The sequence below is a fragment of the Streptomyces bluensis genome, from assembly GCF_014650715.1.
GTDB classification, from domain to species: Bacteria; Actinomycetota; Actinomycetes; order Streptomycetales; family Streptomycetaceae; genus Streptomyces; species Streptomyces bluensis.
Genome location: NZ_BMVM01000007.1, coordinates 159652 through 179614 on the forward strand (window position 1 = coordinate 159652; position 19963 = coordinate 179614).

At 70.6% G+C, this 19963-nt stretch carries 14 protein-coding genes; 6 read left to right on the forward strand and 8 right to left on the reverse strand.

What is annotated here, in order from left to right; translation table 11 throughout:
• Nucleotides 1-65: 65 nt before the first annotated feature.
• Nucleotides 66-1583: a cellulase family glycosylhydrolase gene (locus tag IE262_RS19375; protein ID WP_189875150.1), complete on the reverse strand. Its 1518-nt coding sequence runs from the start codon at nucleotides 1581-1583 to the stop codon at nucleotides 66-68.
• Nucleotides 1584-1838: 255 nt separating this feature from the next.
• On the opposite strand from IE262_RS19375, the gene IE262_RS19380 reads away from it, so the two are divergent.
• Together IE262_RS19380 and IE262_RS19385 are read left to right on the forward strand one after the other, a co-directional pair.
• Nucleotides 1839-4751: a glycoside hydrolase family 48 protein gene (locus tag IE262_RS19380; RefSeq protein WP_189875152.1), complete on the forward strand. Its 2913-nt coding sequence runs from the start codon at nucleotides 1839-1841 to the stop codon at nucleotides 4749-4751.
• A 147-nt stretch (nucleotides 4752-4898) separates the two neighbouring features.
• Nucleotides 4899-7187, forward strand: coding sequence for a beta propeller repeat protein (locus tag IE262_RS19385; RefSeq protein WP_308432769.1), 2289 nt, complete (start codon nucleotides 4899-4901; stop codon nucleotides 7185-7187).
• A gap of 50 nt (nucleotides 7188-7237) precedes the next feature.
• Here IE262_RS19385 and IE262_RS19390 read toward each other — a convergent pair whose 3' ends face one another.
• The 4 genes from IE262_RS19390 to IE262_RS19405 form a co-directional block, all read right to left on the reverse strand.
• Entirely contained in the window at nucleotides 7238-7813 is a 576-nt protein-coding gene (locus IE262_RS19390) for a DUF4352 domain-containing protein (protein ID WP_189875154.1), read from the reverse strand.
• 168 nt (nucleotides 7814-7981) lie between these two features.
• Nucleotides 7982-9847, reverse strand: coding sequence for a rhamnogalacturonan lyase (locus IE262_RS19395; protein WP_189875156.1), 1866 nt, complete (start codon nucleotides 9845-9847; stop codon nucleotides 7982-7984).
• 98 nt (nucleotides 9848-9945) lie between these two features.
• Nucleotides 9946-10692 (reverse strand): class I SAM-dependent methyltransferase, encoded by a 747-nt coding sequence (locus IE262_RS19400; RefSeq protein ID WP_134027966.1) that lies wholly within the window; start codon nucleotides 10690-10692, stop codon nucleotides 9946-9948.
• A 3-nt stretch (nucleotides 10693-10695) separates the two neighbouring features.
• Nucleotides 10696-11001, reverse strand: a complete 306-nt coding sequence (locus IE262_RS19405) for a 4a-hydroxytetrahydrobiopterin dehydratase (RefSeq protein ID WP_134027968.1) — start codon at nucleotides 10999-11001, stop codon at nucleotides 10696-10698.
• A 324-nt stretch (nucleotides 11002-11325) separates the two neighbouring features.
• Here IE262_RS19405 and IE262_RS19410 point away from each other — a divergent pair, with 324 nt between their 5' ends.
• Nucleotides 11326-12189: a Sco1979 family transcriptional regulator gene (locus IE262_RS19410; RefSeq protein WP_134027970.1), complete on the forward strand. Its 864-nt coding sequence runs from the start codon at nucleotides 11326-11328 to the stop codon at nucleotides 12187-12189.
• A 30-nt stretch (nucleotides 12190-12219) separates the two neighbouring features.
• On the opposite strand, the gene dnaK is transcribed toward IE262_RS19410, so the two are convergent.
• The 3 genes from dnaK to IE262_RS19425 form a co-directional block, all read right to left on the reverse strand.
• Entirely contained in the window at nucleotides 12220-14085 is a 1866-nt protein-coding gene (dnaK, locus tag IE262_RS19415; RefSeq protein WP_134027972.1) for a molecular chaperone DnaK, read from the reverse strand.
• Between the two features lie 129 nt (nucleotides 14086-14214).
• Complete coding sequence (locus tag IE262_RS19420; RefSeq protein WP_134027974.1) at nucleotides 14215-14640, reverse strand: OsmC family protein; 426 nt, start codon at nucleotides 14638-14640, stop codon at nucleotides 14215-14217.
• Nucleotides 14641-14787: 147 nt separating this feature from the next.
• Nucleotides 14788-16869: an alkaline phosphatase family protein gene (locus IE262_RS19425; protein ID WP_134028966.1), complete on the reverse strand. Its 2082-nt coding sequence runs from the start codon at nucleotides 16867-16869 to the stop codon at nucleotides 14788-14790.
• Nucleotides 16870-17225: 356 nt separating this feature from the next.
• Here IE262_RS19425 and IE262_RS19430 point away from each other — a divergent pair, with 356 nt between their 5' ends.
• Genes IE262_RS19430 through uppS form a run of 3 tightly spaced genes read left to right on the forward strand, consistent with a single transcriptional unit; the run spans nucleotide 17226 to nucleotide 19950 of the window.
• Nucleotides 17226-17759 (forward strand): DUF6230 family protein, encoded by a 534-nt coding sequence (locus tag IE262_RS19430; protein WP_189875158.1) that lies wholly within the window; start codon nucleotides 17226-17228, stop codon nucleotides 17757-17759.
• Complete coding sequence (locus tag IE262_RS19435; RefSeq protein ID WP_189875160.1) at nucleotides 17750-18184, forward strand: DUF6114 domain-containing protein; 435 nt, start codon at nucleotides 17750-17752, stop codon at nucleotides 18182-18184. Before IE262_RS19430 ends, IE262_RS19435 begins: the two co-directional genes overlap by 10 nt.
• Entirely contained in the window at nucleotides 18169-19950 is a 1782-nt protein-coding gene (uppS, locus tag IE262_RS19440) for a polyprenyl diphosphate synthase (protein ID WP_134027980.1), read from the forward strand. The genes IE262_RS19435 and uppS overlap by 16 nt, the downstream gene beginning before the upstream one ends.
• Nucleotides 19951-19963: the final 13 nt, after the last annotated feature.

Sequence of the window (19963 nt, forward strand, 5' to 3'; positions counted from 1 at the left end):
GGGTGGCTGTGGGGGGTGTCCGTCAGGGGTTCCGTGGTGGTGTGTTGACGGCTGTCCGTTGACGGCTATCCGTTGACGGACCGCAGATGGTCGCGCAGCCCGACACCGAAGGACGTGGGGGTCCCTTGGTAGTCGGAGATCAGGGACGGCCCGGAGTTGCAGTTCCAGGTGTTCCAGGTCCAGCCGAGGTACGAGAGCCCCCGGGCGTCGAACCAGGCCATGACGCGGTCGATGAAGGAATGGGCGCAGGTGTTCTCGCCGATCTCTCCGGCGACCAGCGGGACCCGGCCGGCGACGGGCGCGAGCGTGGAGTCCCAGCAACTCTCGTTCGAGCAGGTGTTGAAGTTGTAGACGTGCCAGGCGGCGGCGAGATTGCCCGTGGGATCGTTGGGCCTGTACGTCAGCCACTGGCTCAGGTCGTTCGCGTACGCGAGCCCGCCGGCGAGGATCACGTTCTTCGCGCCGGTGCCCCGGACAGCGTCGACGAGGTCCTGCATTCCGGCGACCTCGTAGGCGATGCCGGGGCAGGTGCCGCCGTCGCGCCAGCAGGTCCACGCCTGGGCGGCCGTGGAGGTGGCGCGATCCGGGTAGGGCTCGTTGAACAGGTCGAAGACGACGGCCTGATCATCCTTGAAGGTGTTGGCGACCGAGGTCCAGAAGGACGGGGTGTACCGCATGTTGGGCATCGGCTTCTGGCAGGTCGCGTGCACATCGGAGCAGCCGGCCGAGCTGCCGGTGTACTGGCCCCAGGACCAGTGCAGTTCGACCATCGGCGTCATGCCGTGCACCTTCACCTTGGCCACCAGGTCCTTGACGGCGCCGATGTAGCGGGCGCCGGCGTACTCGGGCTTGATGTTGGACAGCCCGAGCCAGCACTCCTCGTTGAGCGGGATGCGGACCGTGTTGACGTTCCAGTCGGCGATCGCCTTGACCGAGGCGTCGTCGACGGGCCCGTCCCAGATGCCGTGGCCCTGGACGCAGGCGAACTCTCCGCCGGAGCGGTTGACGCCGAGCAGGCGGCGGGTCGCGCCGCTTTCGTCGACGAGCTTGTTGCCCGACACCTTCAGCGCGGGAGGCCCGTCACCACTCGACGGCGGGTCCGAAGGCCCCGGATCCGTCGGACCGGGATCCGTGGGCCCCGGGTCGGTCGGGTCCGGCGAGGGCTCCGCGTCCACGTTGCACGTCGTCCCGTTGAGCCTGAACGCCGTGGGCACGGCGTCGCTCCCCGGCCCCGAGGCGATGAACCCGGCGCTGACGCTCGCACCCGAGCCCAGCGAACCGTTCCAGCTCTCGTTGGCCGCGGTGACCGTCGTACCGGTCTGGGACCACCGGGCGCTCCAGCCCTGGGTGACCTCCTGACCACCGGTGAGGTCGAAGGTCAGGCGCCAACTGCTCAGCGCCGCCTGATTGTTGGTGATCTCCACGGCACCCTGGAAGCCGGCGTCCCACCGGCTGGTGACCGAGTACTCCACCGAGCAGACGGGCGCGGCACCGGACGCCGTGACCACCGGCGCCACCGCGGTGCCGACCAGGGCGACCGCGGCGGCGACGAGTAAAAGACCTGAACGCGGGGGGTGTCGCATGAGCGACTCCTTGCAGCTCTGACGCGCCCTGACGGACGCGTCGACTGACGGAATCGCTCCCACTGGTGTGGGGGAAGGTAGCGCCAAGCGACGGTAAAGACCAGAGGTGACGTCATCTTGCGTTCATCGAATCTTTTCGACTCTTCGAACACCTTGACCGCCTCCACCCCCCTCCTCAATATGGGAGCGCTCCCACTGGTTCAAGGCTTGTTGCTCCTCCCCCCACTCCCTAGAGCCGCAAGGAGGAACCAGCACATGCTCACCGGACGGAGACCTCGCACGCGACGGCTGTGGACGGCCGCCGTGGCGGCTCTCGCACTCCCCTTCGCCATGCTGAGCACGGGTTCGACTCCCGTGCAGGCAGCGGCGGTTCAGTGCAGTGTCGACTACAAGACCAATGACTGGGGCTCTGGTTTCAGCGCCGAGCTCACGATCAGCAACCGGGGCACGGAGGCGATCTCCGGCTGGACCCTGACGTACGACTACACGGGCGACCAGAAGCTCACCAACGGCTGGAGCGGCACCTGGTCGCAGTCCGGCACGACGGTGACGGCGAAGAACGCGTCCTGGAACGGGACGATCGCCGTCGGAGCCGCCGTCACCACGGGCGCCCAGTTCACCTACAGCGGGCGCAACGTGGCGCCGTCCAACTTCGCGATCAACGGCACGTCCTGCGCCGGCGCCCACCAGCCGCCGGTGACGGTGCTGACCAGCCCGGCCCCGGGTGCCGTCTACGCGCAGGGCGACGCGGTGCCGCTCGCCGCCACCGCCGCGGCGGCCGACGGAGCGACCGTCAGCAAGGTCGAGTTCTACGACGACACCAAGCTGCTGGGTACGGACACGAGCTCCCCCTACACGCTGTCCGTCTCCGCGTTGGCCGTGGGCAGCCATTCGCTGGTCGCGAAGGCGTACGACAGCATGGGCGCGTCGGCGGACTCCACCCCGGTCGGCATCACGGTCGCCTCGGGCCCCGCCGTGGTGGCCTCGCCTCCTCAACTCGGCGTCCAGCAGGGCAAGACGGGCACGTACGAGGTGAAACTTTCGACACAGCCCTCGGGCAACGTGACGGTCACGTCCGCCCGCGCGAGCGGCAACTCGGGCCTGTCGGTCACCGGTGGCGCCTCCCTCACCTTCACTCCGCAGAACTGGAACACCGCGCAGAAGGTGACCGTCACCGCGGGCACCTCCGGCACCGGCTCGGCGACCTTCGAGTCGACGGCCACCGGCCATGCCAAGGCCGCGGTGACCGTGACGCAGCTGGCCGCGTCGAAGGAGTACGACTCCCGCTTCCTGGAGATGTACGGCAAGATCACCAACCCGGCGAACGGCTACTTCTCCCCCGAGGGCATCCCGTACCACTCGGTGGAGACGCTGATCGTCGAGGCGCCGGACCATGGCCATGAGACCACGTCGGAGGCGTACAGCTATCTGCTGTGGCTCCAGGCCATGTACGGCAAGGTGACGGGCGACTGGTCCAAGTTCAACGGCGCCTGGGAGATCATGGAGAAGTACATGATCCCCACGAAGGCCGATCAGCCGACCAACTCCTTCTACAACCCCTCGAAGCCCGCGACGTACGCGCCCGAGTACGACACTCCGAACGAGTACCCGGCACGCCTCGACACCGGGATCTCGGTCGGCCAGGACCCGATCGCCGGCGAGCTGAAGAGCGCCTACGGCACGGACGACGTGTACGGCATGCACTGGCTGCAGGACGTCGACAACGTCTACGGCTACGGCAACTCGCCCGGCAAGTGCGAGGCGGGCCCGTCGGACACCGGTCCGTCGTACATCAACACCTTCCAGCGCGGTCCGCAGGAGTCGGTGTGGGAGACCGTCCCGCAGCCCACCTGTGACGCCTTCAAGTACGGCGGGAAGAACGGGTACCTGGACCTGTTCACCGGCGACGCGTCGTACGCCAAGCAGTGGAAGTTCACCAACGCCCCGGACGCCGACGCGCGGGCCGTGCAGGCCGCGTACTGGGCGGACAAGTGGGCCAAGGAGCAGGGCAAGGGCGGTGACGTCTCCGCGGTCGTCGGCAAGGCCGCGAAGATGGGCGACTACCTGCGCTACGCCATGTACGACAAGTACTTCAAGAAGATCGGCAACTGTGTGGGGGCCTCGTCCTGCCCGGCGGGCACCGGCAAGGACTCCTCGCACTACCTGCTGTCCTGGTACTACGCGTGGGGCGGCGCCACCGACTCCTCGGCGGGCTGGGCCTGGCGCATCGGCTCCAGCTTCGCCCACGGCGGCTACCAGAACCCGCTCGCCGCGTACGCGCTGAGCAACTACGCGCCCCTGAAGCCCAAGTCGGCGACCGGTCAGGCGGACTGGGCCAAGTCGCTGGACCGGCAGATCGAGTTCTACCGCTGGCTCCAGTCGAACGAGGGGGCCATCGCGGGCGGTGCCACCAACAGCTGGGCCGGGCGGTACGCCACGCCGCCGACCGGCAAGCCGACGTTCTACGGCATGTACTACGACGAGAAGCCCGTGTACCACGACCCGCCGTCCAACCAGTGGTTCGGCTTCCAGGCGTGGTCCATGGAACGGGTCGCCGAGTACTACCAGCAGACGGGGAACGCGAGCGCGAAGGCGATCCTCGACAAGTGGGTCGACTGGGCGCTGTCCAAGACCACGGTCAACCCGGACGGCACCTACCGCATCCCCTCGACGCTCCAGTGGTCGGGCGCCCCCGACACCTGGAACGCGTCGAACCCGGGTGCGAACGCCGGACTGCACGTCACCGTCGCCGACTACACCGACGACGTGGGCGTGGCGGCCGCGTACGCCAAGACGCTGACGTACTACGCCGACCGCTCCGGTGACACCGAGGCGGCGGCGACGGCGAAGGCGCTGCTGGACGGCATGTGGAAGAACAACCAGGACGCGCTCGGCATCGCCGTCCCGGAGACCCGCGCCGACTACAACCGCTTCGACGACGGTGTGTACGTCCCGAGCGGCTGGACCGGCACCATGCCGAACGGCGACACGATCAACTCGTCGTCGACCTTCGACTCGATCCGCTCGTTCTACGAGGACGACCCGGCCTGGTCGAAGATCGAGGCCTACCTGGCGGGCGGAGCCGCGCCCTCCTTCACGTACCACCGGTTCTGGGCCCAGGCGGACATCGCCCTCGCCATGGGCTCGTACGCGGAGCTCCTCGAATAAGTCCCCGCTGAAAGTTCCGCGTACCGGGCGCTGACATCCACGAGTCGTCAGGGCCCCAGGCCGGGCGGCCCCGTCCCCTTCGGGTCCGCCCGGTCGTGCGTGCCTTTCCTCCCGTCCATTCCCCCCACCTTCACGGAGAGGACAACCGTGCGAAGAACCCGCATCCTCACGGCCGTACTCGCCCTGTCGGCCGGCCTGCTCGCGGGCAGCCCGCCCGCCCTGGCCGCGGGCACCGAGAAGGTGTCGGTCGCCGCCGACACCTACACCTGGAAGAACGCCCGCATCGACGGCGGCGGCTTCGTCCCCGGCATCGTCTTCAACCGCAAGGAGAAGAACCTCGCGTACGCCCGCACGGACATCGGCGGCGCCTACCGCTGGATGGAGTCCTCGAAGACGTGGACCCCGCTGCTCGACTCGATCGGCTGGGACAACTGGGGTCACACGGGTGTCGTCAGCCTCGCCTCCGACACGGTCGACCCGAACAAGGTGTACGCGGCCGTCGGCACGTACACCAACAGCTGGGACCCGAAGAACGGTGCCGTGCTCAGGTCCTCCGACCGGGGCGCGACCTGGCGGAAGGCCGACCTGCCGTTCAAGCTGGGCGGCAACATGCCCGGCCGCGGCATGGGCGAGCGTCTCGCGGTCGACCCGAACAGGAACAGCGTGCTGTACCTGGGCGCGCCCAGCGGCAAGGGCCTGTGGCGGTCGACGGACTCAGGGGCCAACTGGTCCCAGGTGACGAACTTCCCGAACGTCGGCAACTACGTGCAGGACCCGTCCGACACGAGCGGCTACGCGTCCGACAACCAGGGGATCGTCTGGGTCACCTTCGACGAGTCGACGGGCTCGTCCGGCAACGCCACGAAGACGGTCTACGTCGGGGTCGCCGACAAGGACAACGCGGTGTACCGCTCGACGGACGCGGGCGCCACCTGGTCCCGGCTGCCCGGCCAGCCGACCGGCTATCTGGCCCACAAGGGCGTCCTCGACGCGAAGAACGGCTACCTGTACCTGGCGTACAGCGACAAGGGCGGCCCGTACGACGGAGGCAAGGGCCAGCTGTGGCGGTACGCGACGGCGACCGGCACCTGGACGAACATCAGCCCGGTCGCGGAGGCCGACACGTACTACGGCTTCGCCGGCCTGACCATCGACCGTCAGAAGCCGGGCACGGTGATGGCCACGGCCTACAGCTCCTGGTGGCCGGACACCCAGATCTTCCGCTCCACGGACAGCGGCGGCACCTGGACCAGGGCGTGGGACTACACGTCGTATCCCAACCGCTCGAACCGCTTCACGATGGACGTCTCGTCCTCGCCCTGGCTGACCTGGGGCGCGTACCCGTCACCGCCCGAGCAGACCCCGAAGCTGGGGTGGATGACGGAGGCGCTGGAGATCGACCCGTTCAACTCGGACCGGATGATGTACGGGACGGGCGCGACGATCTACGGCACTGAGAACCTGACGCGGTGGGACAGCGGCACCCAGTTCACCATCAAGCCCATGGTGCAGGGTCTGGAGGAGACGGCGGTCAACGACCTGGCCTCTCCCCCGTCCGGTGCCCCGCTGCTCAGTGCGCTCGGCGACATCGGCGGCTTCCGCCACACGGACCTCACGAAGGTCCCCTCGATGATGTACACGTCCCCGAACTTCACGACGACCACCAGCCTGGACTACGCCGAGTCGAACCCGGGCACGGTCGTCCGGGTGGGCAATCTCGACTCGGGTCCGCACATCGCGTTCTCGACGGACAACGGCGCCAACTGGTTCGCGGGCACGGACCCGTCGGGCGTGAGCGAGGGCGGTACGGTCGCCACGGCCGCGGACGGCAGCCGCTTCGTGTGGAGCCCGACAGGGACGGGCGTGCAGTACACGACGGGCTTCGGGAACTCGTGGTCGGCCTCCAGCGGAATTCCGGCGGGCGCGATCGTCGAGTCCGACCGGGTCGACCCGAAGACCTTCTACGGCTTCAAGTCGGGCAAGTTCTACGTCAGCACGGACGGCGGCGCGACCTTCGCCGCGTCGAACGCCACGGGGCTGCCGAGCGGCGACAGCGTCCGCTTCAAGGCGCTGCCCGGCACTAAGGGCGACATCTGGCTGGCGGGCGGCGCGGCCGACGGGGCGTACGGGCTGTGGCACTCGACGGACGGCGGCGCCACCTTCACCAAGCTCTCGGGCGTCGAGCAGGCCGACACCATCGGCTTCGGCAAGGCGGCACCGGGCGCCTCCTACCAGACGCTCTACGCCAGCGCGAAGATCGGCGGCGTCCGGGGCATCTTCCGCTCCACGGACAAGGGCGCGACCTGGACACGCGTCAACGACGACGCCCACCAGTGGGGTTGGACGGGGGCCGCGATCACGGGCGACCCGCGGGTCTACGGGCGGGTGTACGTGTCGACGAACGGGCGTGGGGTCGTCTACGGCGACATCGCGTGAGCTGAGCGCGGGGGGGGCGCGTGCCGGACCTCGGCACGCGCCCTCGGCTCCTACGTCACCGACCACTGCCCCGTGTGGTCCGAGAACCCGGAGTTCATCGCGAACTGCAGGCTCACGATCTTCGAGCCCTTCGGTACCTGGAACACGATCCAGCCCAGGGCCTTCTCCCCCTTGGGCAGACTCAGGTCCGATGCCATCGCCGGGCCCGCGGCGATCTCCCCGAACCACGCGTCGAACCGCTGCCCGTCGCTGTCGGCGGCCTTCGCCCCGTTGCCGGGGCTGTCCGCGTAGACCTTGCTGCCGGTGTTCACCAGCTCGAACTGAGCGGCGGCCCAGCGCTTGCCGTCCGGGGGGACGTTGATCTCGTCCGCGCCCTTCGCGGTGGGCAGCCACTTCTTCAGCGTGACGTCGAGCTGCTCGCCGCCGGTCCCCTTCAGGGCGAGGGTGTCACCGACCCCGGCCGTCCTGTCCGCCGTGCGCGTGGCTCCGGCCTTCTCGTCGGCGGCCGTCCGGGGGGCGGCCTTCGGCTGGGTGGTGACGGTGTCCTCGCCGGTTCCGCAGGCCGTGAGGGCGAGCAGGCCGGCGGCGGTGAGCCCGACGACGGTGGTGTGGATGCGGGTGCGCATGGTCCCCTCAGATCTCGATGAGGCAGGGACGTTATCACCGAACTGTCTGATTTGCCGGGACCAGTGGCCCGGCAGAGACACGCTCACGAAGGTCGCGGCCGCGTGCACGTCACACGCAGCCGCTCCTCCGCATCCTCGCTCTTCAGGTGTTTCAGGTGTTTCAGCGGGTCACGGCGTGTAGACCGCCGGGCGGGGTGCTGTCGGCATGCCGTTGCCGAGGAAGAAGCTGGGGTGCGGGGGCTGGTTGTAGGCCACGTTCTGCCAGGCCAGGCCCGTGCGGTACATCGTGTCGTGCAGCAGGGTCGTGATCTTCGTGCTCGTCTCGATCGGTGTGGAGTAGATCCGCAGCGCCGCGTTGTCGCTGGTGCGCCAGACGACCTCCTCGCGCCAGTCGCCGAGGATGTCGCCGGACAGGGCGGGGGTGGACTTGGTGCCGTTGCCGGAGGAGACGCCGGAGCCGGTCAGCAGGCGGGTGTCGGAGGACGTGCCGTACTTGTCGATCCGGGTGCCGTCGAGCAGTTCACGCACCGGGTCGCCGTCCCACCAGGCCAGGAAGTTGACGGAGGACGGCTCGCGGCCCTTGGTGGCGCCGGCCTCGTCGCGGATGCTGCTGTCGGAGGCGGACCACATCTCGGCGCCGTCGTTGCCGGCGTAGATGTCCCCGGCGACGCCCCGGCCGTTGTCGCAGCAGGCGTCGAGCTTCCAGCGGACCGCGCCGCCGGCCGGGTTGATGTAGAGCGCGGCGGGCTGCGACGTGGACTCGGAGACCTTGTAGTACTCCAGGCCCGGCGTCGACGGGTCGAGGTCGCCGAGGTGCTGGGCGTCGCCGTGTCCGGTCTTCGTGGTCCACAGGCCGTTGCCGTTGTCGTCGACGGCCATCGCGCCGTACACGATCTCGTCCTTGCCGTCGTTGTCGACGTCCCCCACGGACAGGCTGTGCGAGCCCTGGCCGTCGAAGCCCTTGCCGCTGTTGGTGGAGGAGTTGGTGTCGAAGGTCCAGCGGCGCGTGAAGGATCCGTTCCGCCAGTCCCAGGCCGCGATCACCGTACGGGTGTAGTACCCACGGGCCATGATGAGGGAGGGGCGGGCGCCGTCCAGGTAGGCCGTGCCCGCGAGGAAGCGGTCCACGCGGTTGCCGTACGAGTCGCCCCAGGAGGAGACAGTGCCACGGGCAGGGACGTAGTCGACGCTCGCCATCGCCTTGCCGGTCTGGCCGTTGAACATCGTCAGGTACTCGGGGCCGGTCAGGACGTAGCCGCTGGAGTTGCGGTGGTCGGCCGAGGAGCTGCCGATCACGGCGCCGGTGCCGTCCTTCGTGCCGTCCGCGGTCTTCATGGCGACCTCGGCCTTGCCGTCGCCGTCGTAGTCGTACACCTGGAACTGGGTGTAGTGGGCTCCTGAGCGGATGTTGCGGCCCAGGTCGACGCGCCACAGACGGGTGCCGTCGAGTTTGATGCCGTCGATGATCGTGTTGCCGGTGTAACCGGACTGGGAGTTGTCCTTGGCGTTGGTGGGCTGCCACTTGAGGACGAATTCGAGGGCGCCGTCACCGTCGAGGTCACCGACGGAGGCGTCGTTGGCCTCATAGGTGTAGGCAACGCCGTCGGGGGTGGTGCCGCCCGCGGGGGCGCTGATCGGTACGTCCTTGTAGCCGGTGCGGAACTGCACCGCGTGCACCGAGTCGCTCTGCTCCACGCCGTTCACGATCGCGCGGACCGTGTAGTCGGCCTGGGCGGGGGCACCGGAGTGGAAGTAGTTGGTGGAGCCGGTGATCGGGGTCGAGTTCACCTTCGTGCCGGCGCGGTAGACATTGAAGGACACGTTGCCGGGGTCGGTGCCGAGCCAGCGCCAGCTGACCAGGTTGCCGCTGTCGGTGTGCACGCTGACCACGCCCCGGTCGAGCGCCTCGACCTGCCGGGCGGCGGCGGCCTCGGCCGGGCCGGTGGTGAACGTGGTGAGTCCGGCGGCGGCGAGGACGACGGCCGCCGCCATGGTCAGGACCTTGCGTCTGCGGTGCCTGTGCGGGTGCTGCACGGTGGATACCTCCGGTGGGGACAGACGGGTGTCTGTTCCCACAGTTGCCGCTGGTGCGGGGCAAGTTGCCGGGGTAGCGAGCTACGGCGCTTGTGCAGTCACACGTCCGGCTTCCTGAAGGCGCGCAGGGAGAACTCCGGGTCGGGGCGGGGGCGGTCCTGGTCGGGGAGGGCCGCGAGCCGTGCGGCGTAGGGGGCGGCGCGCGGGTCGCCGGGCGGCAGCGTGACGAACCAGCCGCGCCGCAGGTCGGCCAGGGCGCGCCGGGGGCTGCGGCCCTGCCCACGGCCCGGGAAGCGCGCCTGCCCGGCCGGGCGCAGACCGTGCCCGGCGGCGTGCTCCTCGACGGCCGCCGCGGCGTCCAGGGCCGGGGTGCGCGGACGGGTGGCCAGCACGGCGTCGATGTCGCTGCCCACGTTGTGGGAACGGGCCTTGTCGACGGTGGTGACGTACACACCGCCGGGGCTCAGTACACGGGCGCACTCGCCGACGATGGCCCGGGCGTCGTCCGGACTGTCGACGAGGTGCAGCAGCCACACGCTGCTGACGGCGTCGAAGGCGTGGTCGGGGAAGGGCAGTTGACGGCTGTCCGCGAGGACGACGGCGCCCGGCAGCCGGTCGGCGGCCCGGCGCGCCATCCCGTACGTCAGATCGACGCCCGTCACCCGCAGGCCGGGCCGCGCGGCCGCGTACCGCCTGGTCACGATGCCGGTGCCGCAGGCCACGTCGAGCAGACTGCGCGCGCCCTCGGGCACGAGGCTCAGCACGGCCTCCGCGGCCGCCTGCGCGCGGGGCTCACCGCCGCGCAGCACGTCGTACCGCTCGGCCTCCTTGTCGTAGTCCAGCACGGCTCAGCTCGCACCGTGGCCCGGGGCGAGCTGCTCCACCCGGCGGGCGAGTTCGAAGTCGCGCTCGGTGACGGCGCCGCCCACGCTGTGGGTGTTCACGGTGAGCGAGACGGTGTGGTAGCCGAGGGTGAGGTCGGAGTGGTGGTCGAGCTCCTCCTGTACCTGGGCGATGTGCACGACCATCGACGTCGCCGCGAAGTGCGAGCCGAGCCGGTAGGAGCGGGCGATCCGGTCACCGTCCAGGGACCAGCCCGGCAGTTCCGCCAGCCGGTCCTCGATCTCCTTCGGGGACAGGGGTTCGAGATGCATGAGGACGCTCCTTCCATGACGTCGGACTCCCTCTCCCAGCCTGCCACAGACGGGCCATGAAGTCCCTGGTCAGACGGGGGGGAGGTGAAGCCGGGGGCGTTCGGGAGCGCCCTGGCACCACGGTTCGGTCACGCGACCGACGTCCCTCCCGCGTGGAGACCCCGTCTCCCCGTCGGCATGGGGACGTCAAGTACCGTCGGTCTCAAACGGACTGAGTTACCGTCATTGGGCCCCACCGGGCCTGCCCGAGCCGTTCGACCCCATGGGTGTTCGCGTGAAACATGACACACTGCTTGTGTACGTCGGCACGTGGGGAGGCGTGGCGTGAGTGAGCGGCGCCCCGCGCCCACCGTGGGTCAAGTGGTACTCGGGCGGCGGTTGCAGGAGTTGCGGGAGGTCGCCGGGCTGAAGCGGGAAGAGGCGGCGCGGGTCCTCAGGGTGGCCCCGGCGACGGTACGGCGCATGGAGAAGGCCGAGGTCGCGCTCAGGATTCCCTACGTACAGGTGCTGCTGACCACGTACGGCGTGGCGGAGAGGGACGTCGCCGCGTTCGTGGCGCTCGCCGAGGATGCCAACCGGCCCGGCTGGTGGCAGCGGTACCACGACGTGCTGCCCGACTGGTTCAGTCTGCACGTCAGCCTGGAGGGCGCGGCCCAGGTGATCCGGCAGTACGAACCGCACTACGTGCCCGGCATGCTCCAGACCGAGGAGTACGCGCGCGCCGTCATGGAGGCCGGGACGGTCGGGCAGAGAGTGCCGGAGTCGATCGAACGGCATGTGTCCCTGCGCATGGCCCGGCAGAAGCTCCTGACCCGCGACGACCCGCCCCGGCTGTGGGTGATCATGGACGAGACGGCGCTGCGGCGCCCGGTGAGCGTCCGGCCCGAGGTGATGCGCCACCAGCTCGACCGGCTCCTCGACGTGATGGACCGGGCCCATGTCACGCTCCAGGTGGCCGAGTTCAAGGCCGGCCCGCATCCGGGGACGTACGCGCCCTTCGTCCTGTTCCGCTTCGTGGAGCCCGAGCTGCCGGACGTGGTGTACAGCGAGTACCTGACCGGCGCCCTGTACCTGGACTCGCCGCGTGAGGTGGTCACGCACCTGGAGGCGCTGGACCGCATGGCCGCCCAGGCGGCCACCGCCGACCGCACCAGGGAACTTCTGCGCGAGTACCGCGACAGGTACTGACTCCCGCCCCTGTTCGACACAGGCCAAGCCCTACGCGGCGCCCCCTTTCGTGTCCTTCTCGTCGTCGACGACCTCCGCGTCCACCACGCCTTCCTCGTCGGGCGGGCGCTGCTGCGAGGCCGAGCTGCCGGAGGCGGACGCCGCCTCGTACATGGCCTGCCCCATCTTCTGGCTGACCGCTGCGAGCTTCTCGACTCCCGCGCGCAGCGCTGAGGTCTCGGCGCCTTCCCCGTTCCGTTCCAGCAGCCGCTTCAGCTCGGTGATCTCCGTCTCGACCTCGGCCTTGGTGGCGGCGGGCACGCGTTCGTCGTTGTCGCGGAGGAACTTCTCCGTCTGGTAGACGAGTTGCTCGGCCTGGTTGCGGGTCTCGGCGGCCTCGCGGCGCCTGCGGTCCTCCTCCGCGTACTGCTCGGCGTCCCGCATCATGCGGTCGATGTCCTCCTTGGGGAGGGCCGAGCCGCCCGTGACCGTCATCTTCTGTTCGCGTCCGGTGGCGAGGTCCTTCGCCGAGACGTGCATGATCCCGTTGGCGTCGATGTCGAACGCGACCTCGATCTGAGGCACCCCGCGCGGCGCGGGCGGCAGACCGGTCAGATCGAAGACGCCCAGCTTCTTGTTGTACGCGGCGATCTCGCGCTCGCCCTGGTACACCTGGATGCCGACCGAGGGCTGGTTGTCCGTGGCCGTCGTGAAGATCTCCGAACGCCGCGTGGGAATCGTCGTGTTGCGTTCGATGAGCTTGGTCATGATGCCGCCCTTGGTCTCGATGCCGAGGGACAGCGGGGTGACGTCGAGAAGGAGGACGTCCTTGACGTCACCGCGGATGACGCCCGCCTGGAGCGCCGCGCCGACGGCCACGACCTCGTCCGGGTTCACGCCCTTGTGCGGGTCCTTGCCGGTGAGTTCCCGCACGAGGTCGGTGACGGCGGGCATCCGGGTGGAGCCGCCGACGAGGATCACGTGGTCGATGGCGGAGAGCTTCACGCCCGCGTCCTTGACCGCCTGGTGGAAGGGGGTACGGCAGCGGTCGAGGAGGTCGGCGGTGAGTTCCTGGAACTGGGCGCGCGTCAGCTTCTCGTCCAGGTGGAGCGGGCCCTCGGCGGAGGCGGTGATGTACGGGAGGTTGACGGTCGTCTCGGTGGAGCTGGACAGCTCGATCTTGGCCTTCTCGGCGCCCTCGCGCAGCCGCTGGAGCGCCATCTTGTCGTGGCCGAGGTCGATGCCGTACGCCCCCTTGAACCGCTTGACGAGGTACTCGACGATCCGCTGGTCCCAGTCGTCGCCACCGAGGTGGGTGTCGCCGTTGGTGGCCTTGACCTCGATGACGCCGTCGCCGATCTCCAGCAGCGAGACGTCGAAGGTGCCGCCGCCGAGGTCGAAGACCAGGACGGTCTGCTCCTCCCCGCGGTCGAGCCCGTAGGCGAGGGCGGCGGCCGTGGGCTCGTTGATGATCCGCAGGACCTTCAGGCCCGCGATCTCCCCCGCCTCCTTGGTGGCCTGCCGCTGGGCGTCGTCGAAGTAGGCGGGCACGGTGACCACCGCGTCCGTGACGTCCTCGCCGAGGTAGGACTCCGCGTCCCGCTTCAGCTTCTGCAGGACGCGTGCGGACAGCTCCTGGGCGCGGTAGCGGTTGCCGTCGATGTCGCCCTGCCCGGGGAAACGCCAGTTCGCGTCGCCCATGTGGCGCTTGACGGAGCGGGCGGTGCGTTCCACGTTCGTCACGGCCTGCCGCTTGGCGACCTCTCCGACGAGGACCTCACCGTTCTTGGCGAAGGCGACGACGGACGGGGTGGTCCGGGCGCCCTCCGCGTTGGCGACGACGGTCGGCTCGCCGCCCTCCAGGACGGCCACCACCGAGTTCGTCGTACCGAGATCGATTCCGACCGCACGTGCCATCGCTGTCCCCTTCCGCCAGGGCGCTTCCTACTCCAGCAAAAAACTTGAGTGGAGTAATGTCAATGCCGCCTGCCCGGAAACGACGATGCCGCGCCCCTACGGGACGCGGCATCCGCGGAGCTACAGGCGTCAGGCGAGCTTCGCCGACAGCGTGATCGTGGTCCCCGTGAGCGCCTGGCTCACCGGGCAGTTGGCCTTGGCGTTCTCCGCGGCGGCGACGAAGGTGTCGTTGTCGATGCCCGGGACCGTGCCCTCGACGGTGAGGTGGATACCCGTGATGCCCTCACCCGGCTGGAAGGTCACGTCGGCCGAGGTGACGAGCTTGGCGGGCGGCGTACCGGCACCGGCGAGGCCGTGCGACAGCGCCATGGAGAAGCAGCTGGAGTGGGCGGCGGCGATCAGCTCCTCGGGGCTGGTCTTCCCGTTCGCCTGCTCGGCGCGCGACGGCCACGACACCGGCTGCTGGCCGATGCCGGAGGAGTCGAAGGTCACGACGCCGTTGCCCTCAAGCAGGTTGCCTTCCCACACGGTGTGTGCGGAGCGCGTGGTTGCCACGGTTCTTCCTTTCGCGAGCGGTCCCGATGGGGGTACCCCGGGTTCCTGTGCCCCATCCGATCACACTCTGGCGCGCCGCACCCCGAAGACCGGCCCTCGGGGGGTGAACGGCAGGCGAGCAGCTGGGGCCCTTCTGATGGAATCGGCTCAGGCGGCCCGCCGCTTCGGCTCCGCCTCCAAGGGGACCTGGGGACCGCTGCACTCGCGCAGCCAGCGCCGCAGCACACGGTGGACGTGCTCGGCGCCGACGAGTTCCTCCCCGTCCCCGACCGGCGCCGAGAACGCCACGGGCGACAGCAGAAACGGCCTGGTCTGGGCCCCGCCGAGGCCGCCGTGCGAGCCGATCTGCTCCTCGAACGCGAGGACCTCGCCGCCGTCCGGGTCGTACCAGGAGTTGACCATGATGTCGGCGACGTGCGGGAAGTCGTGCGTGCGCCGTACGGCGGCGGCGGCGCCGGGCCCGAAGTCGGCGAGCGGACCGGGGTGTTCGTCGGTGAGCTCGGCCACGGGGATCTCCGCGCCGTGCGCACCGAGCACGACACCGTCGTGCTCCTCGCTCCTGACCAGGACGAACCCTATGCCGGGGTGGTTGGCGAGCGTGGACAGCAGCGCGGGGTACCGCCGGTCGATCTCCTCCCTGCTCATCCGGTGGGGCACGTCGGGGAACGACACCAGTCCGAGGTTGCCGGAGGCCAGCACGATCGGCCCCGAGCGGCGCGACGGCCGGTGCTGCTCGCCGCCCTCCTCGACCGGCCTGCGCAGCGCGGCCCGCACCGCCGCCCGCGCCTCGGCCCCGCTGTGGGTGCGTTGCGCCCTGCGCGGTACGGGCAGTCCGCACCCGGCCCGGACCAGGTTGCCGAGGGAGAGGCCGTAGCGGGCGAGGAAGGTCTCACCAGGGCTCTGCCCGTGGTCGGACAGGACGACGATGCGGTAGGCGCGCGGGGCGTGCTCGGCGACCTGCGCGATCAGCGCGAGGGAACGGTCGAGCCGTTCGAGCACCTTCCCGGCGTCCCGGCTGCCGGGGCCGGAGTGGTGGGCGACCTCGTCGTAGGCGACCAGGTCCGCGTAGATCGCGGCGCGCCCGGCGAGCATGTCGCCGATCACCGCGGCGACGACGACGTCACGCTCGACGACGGTCGCGAAGGCACGGATGAAGGGGTAGAGACCGCCGCGCCCGACACGGGGACGCTGCTTGCGCATCCGGGCGCGCGTGGACTGCCCGGTCTCGCGGAAGACGTCCGCGACGAAGGACATGGCGGTGCGCACGGCGTTGGCGGGATCGGAGAAGTAGGCGAAGTACCCGGCCCGGGAACGGTTGTCCTTCCCTCTGCGCGCCGCGATGGACAGGACCAGGGCGAGCTGGTCGGCGCCGCCGCTGAAGAGGTTGCCGCGGCTGGCGCCGTCGAGAGTGAGGAGGCCGGTGTCGCCGGTGCGTGAGACGGCACGGCGCTGGAGTTCGGCCGCGCTGGACGGCCGGTTGCAGACCATCACCTCGCGGCTTTCCTTCTCGTACCAGCGGAAGGCCGGGATGTCGTGGTTGGTGCCGTGCAGGATGCCGAGCTGGCTGGCGCCGGTCTGGCTGGACCAGTCGGTGCTCCAGGGGGTGATGCGGTGGGTGGCGGGCCGGCCGGCCTCCCGGCCGAGCCACTGGGCCACGGTGGGCATCAGGCCCTTGTCGACGGCGGCGTGCAACATCTCGTGCCCGACGCCGTCGAGCTGGACGAACACGGTGCCGGGACCGGTCGGTCCCGGGTGGTCGTGGGCGTGTCTGCGGCGCCGGTCGGCGAGACGGTACAGCCGCCGCCGGTACGCGTCGTCGTCCCGTACGGCGAGTGCGGCGCCGGTGGCGGAGGCGACCGCGGACATGACGGCGGCCACGACCACGGCCGTCTCCGGGGCGACCTCGCCGCGCCCGGACGGGTTGAGCCGCAGGGCGAGCAGCAGCAGCGACCCGTTCAGGAAGAACACGAGCAGCCCGAGGACGAGGGCGGGTACGAGGAGCAGCAGCCGGACCAGCAGCGGCCACACCAGGGAGGACAGCAGACCGAAGGCCCCGGCGCCGAACGCCGCAGTCACGGCGATCGTGGTGGCACTGTCACCGCCCGCGGACTGCAACTGGAAGTCGGGCAACGCCCCGGCGAGCACGAGCATCGTCACGGTGGACACGGCCCACACCGCGATACTCCGCCACACCCCGCTCAGTACGCGTCGCCAACGCCCACCGCCCACGTCCACCTCACGTCCCGGCCCGCCCACCGCACGGGCCTTGTCCCAGCCTGTCACAACGGGCGGGGGCGCTGCTTCGGCAGAGAAGAACGAACAAACGAACAAGAGGCACGACAGGTCACTTGCCGCCGGACAAAGCGATCCCTTCGGGTCGGGATGACGGGTGCGCCGTGTCGCGGTGCGGGCCGGCCCCGTTGCAGCACGGTGTGGATCATACGAAGGGCATCCCGAAAGACATCCTCACGAACGCCCCGGAGAACGCCCCGGCCGGCGCTCCGTCGGACACTCCAGCCGGCACTCCCACAGGCCTTCCGCCGACAGGGCGGGCGGGGCGGCGCTGGGGCCGGTTCTGGTTGCTGATGGCGCCGGCGGCGGCCTCGGTGGCGGCGTTGACGGCTGCCGTGGCGCAGGGCGCCGTGGCGGCGTCGGTGGCCGCTTCGGGAGAGTCGTTCAAGGTCTCGGGCGACCGGCTCGCGGGCAGCGGTTTCACGGCCGTCCCGGGCGTCAACTCGGAGCCGGGGGGCGGCAGGCACCCCGTGGTGAGGGTGACCGCCCGCGAGGCGGAGCTGGAGAACCTGTGCGTGAGCGTGCTCGTCCCCACCCCCGTGGGCGAGATGACGGTCCGCGTGCGCGCCGGCACCACGCAGCCGGTCAGGGCCACCGGGCTGTCGGTCGACGCCGACCACGTGCGGGGCAGCGTCAACTTCACCGACGTGACCGCCCAGGCCCTCGGCAGGCCCTCGGCGGGGCAGGGTCCGGGCGGGTTCCTGGCGCGCACGGCACGTGTGGTGGTGCGCGAACCGAAGTTCACCGGCTGGCGCGGCACGGCGGGGTCCTTCGAGCTGCGGGACCTGAGCCTGCGTCTGGTACCGGGAGCAGCGGAATGCTTCTGACCAGGCACCCGGTCCGGCGCGCACGGTGGTCGGGCGCGGCCGCCTGGTGGAGGACCCGTCCGCTCGGCGCCGCCGTCCTCGTCACCACGGCGGGTACCTGGCTGATCGTGCTGCCGTTCCTCGGCACCCCCGTCGCCCTGCTCCAGCCGGGCGTCGCGGGCTCGGCCGGACTCGGGGTGAGCCTGCCGCTGCTGCTGAGCGGTGTCGCCCTGATGCGGTTCCCGGCACTGCACGCCCTGGCCGGCCTCTGCGCCACCGTCCTGTCGGTGCTCGCCCTGCTGACCTGCAACCTCGGCGGGCTCTTCCTCGGCACCGCGCTGGGCGTCCTCGGCGGCTGCCTCGCGTTCGCCTGGGCACCGCCCGCTCCTCCCGTACCTCCATCCACCCCGGAAGAAGGAAAGAACAAGGCATGCCCGACCGCCTGACCCCCCGCAGCGACGAGCGCACGCTGCGCGCCGCCTACCGTCACTGCCGACGCGCCGTGCGCAGACGTGACCCGGTCCAGTACGCCCTCACACAGCTCACACCGCCGGCGCTGCGCCCCGCCTGGTGGGCCATGTGGGCCGCCTTCAGCGCCGCCGACGACATCGCGGACGACCCGGGCACCGACCGGGCCGAACGCGCCGCGCGGCTGCGTGACTGGACCACCCGCCTCGACCGCGACCTCGCGGGCGGCCGCAGCGACGACCCCGTACGGCACGCCCTGGTCGACACCGTACGCCGCTGGGACCTCGATCCCAGCACGCTGCACCGCTCGTTCGCGACCCTCGCCGAGGACATCGGCGGCCGCGAGTTCGCCACGTGGACGCAGTGGAGTTCACGGGTGCGCCGCAGCAACCACAGCTGGGCCGTCGAGGGGCTGCACCTGCTCACCCGCGCCGGCGTCCACATCCCATTGTGGCTGAACCGCACCGAGAGCTACCGGCGTTACCTCGACGGCATCTACCTCACCGACACGCTCGCCGACCTCGCCGACGACCTGTCCCGCGGCGAACTCCTCCTGCCCGCGGACGTCCTGGCCTCCTTTCCCGGCGCTGAGGACGGCCTCCGTGCGGGCCGGTACACCCCGGCGGTCCGCGACCTCGTCTCCCATCTGACCGGCCGGGCACGCCACTGGCTGCACCAGCCGGAGCTCCTGGGCGGTCTGCCGCCGGGTCCGGCCGTCGTCTTCGACGCCGCCACCAGGCTCTTCATGGCTCGGCTGGACGCCGTCGACGCCGCCGGCGGCAGGCTCCTGCACTGGCGGGCCGACCCCTCCCGCGTCACCCGCTGGCGGCTCCTGGCTCCCGCACGCGCGCAGACCGCTCTCGCCTGGCGTCTGCTCTCGTGCCCCGTCGACCACCGCACTCCCCCGCTCCCGGCCGAGTCGCAGGACAGTGTCGTCGTGGAGTCCGGAACAGTCACCTCACCACCGCCCCACCCCAGCGGCGCACGCCCCCCGTCCCTCGCCCCGGGCGACCTGCCCCGCCACGTCGCCGTCATCATGGACGGCAACGGCCGCTGGGCAACCCAGCGCGGCCTGCCGCGCAGTGACGGCCACCGCGAGGGGTCCACGGCCGTGCGCGAAGCCTTCCACGGGGCCCTGGAGCTCGGCCTTCCGTACCTGACCCTGTACTCCTTCTCCACCGAGAACTGGAAGCGGTCGACGGACGAGATCTCCGGGCTGTTCGCACTCTTCCGCGAGGAACTGCGCACCCACAGCTTCACCCAGTACGGGGTACGCGTGCGCTGGGCGGGCAGCCCCGAGGGCCTGCCCGAGGACCTCGTCGACGAACTCCTGCGCGTCCAGCACGAGACCCGCCGCCAGACGCGCCTCGCCCTCACCCTCTGCCTCAACTACGGCGGGCGTGCCGAACTCACCCGTGCCGCCCGCGCCCTCGCCCACCGGGCCGCCACCGGCCAGATCGACCCCGCCCGCATCCACGAGGCCGACCTCGCCGCGCAGTTGTCGCTGCCGGACCTGCCCGACGTCGACCTGTTGTGGCGCACGGGCGGCGAGCACCGCGTCTCCAACTTCCTGCCGTGGCACGCCGCCTACGCCGAACTCCACTTCACCGACGCGCTCTGGCCCGACACCGACCGCCGTGACCTGTGGCAGGCCGTCACCGCCTACACCCGCCGCCGGCGCCGCTACGGCAGCGCTCCGCGCGTGCCCGAGCGACCCCGGCCCGACGCACCCGCAGCGGTGTGACAGGGCTGAGTCA

Coding starts and splice junctions, on each gene's coding strand:
- IE262_RS19375 (WP_189875150.1), bottom strand. CDS start 1,583: ATGCGACACCCCCCGCGTTCAGGTCTTTTACTCGTCGCCGCCGCGGTC.
- IE262_RS19380 (WP_189875152.1), top strand. CDS start 1,839: ATGCTCACCGGACGGAGACCTCGCACGCGACGGCTGTGGACGGCCGCC.
- IE262_RS19390 (WP_189875154.1), bottom strand. CDS start 7,813: ATGCGCACCCGCATCCACACCACCGTCGTCGGGCTCACCGCCGCCGGC.
- IE262_RS19405 (WP_134027968.1), bottom strand. CDS start 11,001: ATGCATCTCGAACCCCTGTCCCCGAAGGAGATCGAGGACCGGCTGGCG.
- dnaK (WP_134027972.1), bottom strand. CDS start 14,085: ATGGCACGTGCGGTCGGAATCGATCTCGGTACGACGAACTCGGTGGTG.
- IE262_RS19430 (WP_189875158.1), top strand. CDS start 17,226: ATGGCGCCGGCGGCGGCCTCGGTGGCGGCGTTGACGGCTGCCGTGGCG.
- IE262_RS19435 (WP_189875160.1), top strand. CDS start 17,750: ATGCTTCTGACCAGGCACCCGGTCCGGCGCGCACGGTGGTCGGGCGCG.
- uppS (WP_134027980.1), top strand. CDS start 18,169: ATGCCCGACCGCCTGACCCCCCGCAGCGACGAGCGCACGCTGCGCGCC.